Raw genomic sequence first — 3,474 nt, 5'->3', positions numbered from 1 at the left:
CCGGGGCCCCGCTTGTCGATGTCGCTGAGCGGGACCCCGGATCAAGTCCGGGGTGACGAGGGATTGGGTTGGCCGTCCGCATTCCCCTTCGACAAGCGTCCCTGGCCCCCCTAAGACGAGCCTATGAGCGATTCCGCCGACGACGATACCCCCATGCTGGGGATGGATTTGCCGGAGACTTCGGCGCCCGCATCGAGCGGGCCGTACCGCGTCCTTGCCCGCAAATACCGCCCGCAGACCTTTGCCGAGCTGATCGGCCAGGATGCGATGGTCAAGACGCTGGGCAACGCCATCGCGCGCGACCGGCTGGCGCATGCCTTTCTGATGACCGGGGTGCGCGGGGTCGGCAAGACCTCGACTGCGCGGCTGATCGCCAAGGCGCTGAACTGCATCGGCCCCGACGGGCAGGGCGGGCCGACGATCGATCCGTGCGGCGTCTGCGAGCCGTGCCGTGCGATCACCGAGGGCCGCCACATCGACGTGATCGAGATGGATGCCGCGTCGAACACCGGCGTCGACGACGTGCGTGAAATCATCGAGGCGGTGCGCTATGCCGCGGTGTCGGCGCGCTACAAGATCTACATCATCGACGAAGTGCACATGTTGTCGCGCAACGCCTTCAATGCGTTGCTGAAAACATTGGAAGAGCCGCCGCCGCACGTCAAATTCCTGTTCGCGACCACCGAAGTGAACAAGGTGCCGGTGACGGTGCTGTCGCGCTGTCAGCGCTTCGACCTTCGCCGCATCACCCCCGACATGCTGTTCGCGCATTTCAGCGCCATCCTGCAAAAGGAAGGCGTCGAGGCCGAGGCGCCCGCAGTCTGGCTGATCGCGAGCGCCGCCGAAGGATCGGTGCGCGACGGCCTGTCGATTCTCGACCAGGCGATCGCCCATGCCGACCTGGATGGCGGCGGCAGGATCGGTGCCGAGCAGGTACGCGCGATGCTCGGCCTCTCCGACCGCTCGTCGATCGCGCAATTGATGGCGGCGATCCTGGAGGGCGATAGCGGCGCCGCGATCGACCTTGCCCGCGCGCAATATGCGCTGGGGATCGAGCCGGTCGCGATGGTGCGCGGGCTGATGGACCTGACCCACGCGGTCACGCTCGCCAAGGTGTCGCGCCATGACGACCCCGCGCTGGCCGAGGCTGACCGCGAGCGGATCGGCGACTGGGCGAAGAAGCTGGGCTTCGCGCCGCTGAACCGCCTGTGGCAGTTGTTGCTCAAGGGGCATGATGAGGTGCTGCGTGCGAACAATCCGCTCGAACATCTCGAAATGTTGCTGCTGCGTGTGATCTACGCCGCATCGCTGCCCGATCCGGGGGAATTGGCTAAGCTGCTCGAAAAGGGCGGGGTGCCCGCGATGCCGCTCGCCGCGCCGCCGGCACCGGGCGGGGCGGAGCGCGCTGTCGCCGAACCGGCGGCGGAAACGCCCGCGGTGCTTCAGGGCGAAGCGCCTGCGTCGCTGACCATCGCGCAGATTCACCAGCTCCTCGAAAGCACCGGCAATCATCAGCTTGCGCTGCAGGTTTACGATCATCTCCAGCTTGTCGAACTCGAACCCGGCCTGATCGTCTATGCGGCGGCGTCCGCGCTCGACGGCGATTTCGCGCGCAAGCTCGGCGAAGCGCTGCTGAATCAGACGGGGAGCCGCTGGCAAGTTCGCACCGGCGAAGGCGACGCGCGCCCGAGCCTGGGGCAGATGAAGGCCGCGAAACTGGCCGATAACGACGCGCGTATCCGCGAACTGCCCGTCGTGAAGGCCGCTCTGGCTGCTTTTCCCGACGCGAGACTTGTCGAAGACGACAATAATCACCAAAGGTCCCAGCCATGAAATCGATCGAAGAAATGATGAAGGCGGCGCAGGAAGCCGCCGCCACCGTGCAGGCGCAGATGCAGGAGGCGCAGACGAAGCTCGATACCCTCGAGGTCGAGGGGGTTTCGGGGGGCGGCCTCGTCAGGATCGTCGCGACCGCCAAGGGGCGCATCAAGGCGATCCATATCGACGACAGCCTGATCGTTCCCTCCGACAAGCAGATGCTCGAGGATCTTCTCGCCGCCGCGTTCAACGATGCGCGCGAAAAGGCCGATTCGGTCAGCAATGAGGAAATGGGCAAGATGACGAGCGGCCTGCCGCTGCCGCCGGGGTTCAAGCTGCCGTTTTGACGCCCTTTCATCCGTCGTCCCGGCGAAGGCCGGAATCTCGCCGGTGCATCAAAACGCTAGGGCGAGATCCCGGCCTTCGCCGGGATGACACGGATTGAGACGGGAGAGCGAGCCTTACCCGTTCACCCCACCGTCATTGAATGCGCGGCAAGTTACGCCATATTAGCGATGAACACCCTATAAGAAGGGCGGAGCCGCCGAAGCCGGGGCTCGCTCAGGAGCCGTAATGACGCAATCTTTTCCCCTGCTGCCGCTGCGCGATATCGTCGTTTTCCCGCACATGATCGTGCCGCTTTTCGTCGGCCGCGACCGTTCGGTCGCCGCGCTTGAAGCCGCGATGGAAGCCGACAAGGAAATCTTCCTCGTCGCGCAGCTCGATCCCGGCGAGGACGACCCGCAGCGCGACGACCTGTACGACACCGGCGTGATCGCCACCGTGTTGCAGCTTCTGAAGCTGCCCGACGGCACCGTCCGCGTCCTCGTCGAGGGCAAAGAGCGCGCCCAGCTGCTCGGTCTGGAGGATGACGGCAAGGCGGTGATGGCGAGCGTCAAGCCGGTCGCCGACGCGATCGACGACAGCGTCGATACCGCCGCGCTGATGCGCTCGGTCGTCGACCAGTTCGAAAGCTATGCCAAGCTCAACAAGAAGATGCCCGCCGAAACCGCGGTGCAGCTCTCGCAGATCGACGACGCCTCGCGCCTCGCCGACTCGGTCGCGGGCAATCTCAACATCAAGGTGTCCGACAAGCAGGCCTTGCTCGTCGAGGATGCGCCCGCGAAGCGGCTGGAAATGGTCTTCGCCTTCATGGAAGGCGAACTCGGGGTGCTGCAGGTCGAGAAGAAGATCCGCGGCCGCGTGAAGCGGCAGATGGAGAAGAGCCAGCGCGAATATTATCTCAACGAGCAGTTGAAGGCGATCCAGCGCGAACTCGGCAATGACAGCGGCGAGGGCGGCGACGACCTCGGCGAGTTGCAGCTCAAGATCGACGGCCTCAAAATGTCGAAGGAGGCCAAGGCCAAGGCGAACGCTGAATTGAAAAAGCTGCGCGCGATGGCGCCGATGTCGGCCGAGGCGACCGTCGTGCGCAACTATCTCGACACGCTGACCGGACTGCCGTGGGGCAAGAAGTCGAAACTCAAGAAGGATATCGCGAAGGCGCAGGCCGTCCTCGACGACGACCATTATGCGCTCGAAAAGGTCAAGGACCGGATCGTCGAATATCTGGCGGTGCAGGCGCGCACCAACAAGCTCAAGGGCCCGATCCTGTGCCTCGTCGGCCCTCCGGGCGTCGGCAAGACCTCGCTCGGC

The 3,474-nt window shown here is 64.9% G+C and carries 3 protein-coding genes; all 3 read left to right on the top strand.

Annotation, left to right across the window (positions count from 1 at the left end; genetic code table 11):
• The first annotated feature begins 123 nt into the window (after window positions 1-123).
• Entirely contained in the window at window positions 124-1,833 is a 1,710-nt protein-coding gene (locus OJI97_RS18640) for a DNA polymerase III subunit gamma/tau (protein ID WP_297665999.1), read from the top strand.
• Complete coding sequence (locus tag OJI97_RS18635) at window positions 1,830-2,165, top strand: YbaB/EbfC family nucleoid-associated protein (protein WP_297665997.1); 336 nt, start codon at window positions 1,830-1,832, stop codon at window positions 2,163-2,165. Before OJI97_RS18640 ends, OJI97_RS18635 begins: the two co-directional genes overlap by 4 nt.
• A gap of 226 nt (window positions 2,166-2,391) precedes the next feature.
• Window positions 2,392-3,474 (top strand): LON peptidase substrate-binding domain-containing protein (locus OJI97_RS18630; RefSeq protein ID WP_297665996.1); only part of this gene is annotated, 1,083 nt, incomplete at its 3' end.

Origin of the sequence: Sphingopyxis sp., assembly GCF_025869345.1 — a bacterium.
In the GTDB taxonomy this organism is placed as follows: Bacteria; Pseudomonadota; Alphaproteobacteria; order Sphingomonadales; family Sphingomonadaceae; genus Sphingopyxis.
The sequence above is the reverse complement of the archived record's forward strand: the minus strand, read 5'-3'. Positions and strand labels throughout refer to the sequence as shown.

What these genes read in the sequence shown, in the direction of transcription:
- OJI97_RS18640 (WP_297665999.1), top strand. Translation starts at nt 124, where the DNA reads ATGAGCGATTCCGCCGACGACGATACCCCCATGCTGGGGATGGATTTG.
- OJI97_RS18635 (WP_297665997.1), top strand. Translation starts at nt 1,830, where the DNA reads ATGAAATCGATCGAAGAAATGATGAAGGCGGCGCAGGAAGCCGCCGCC.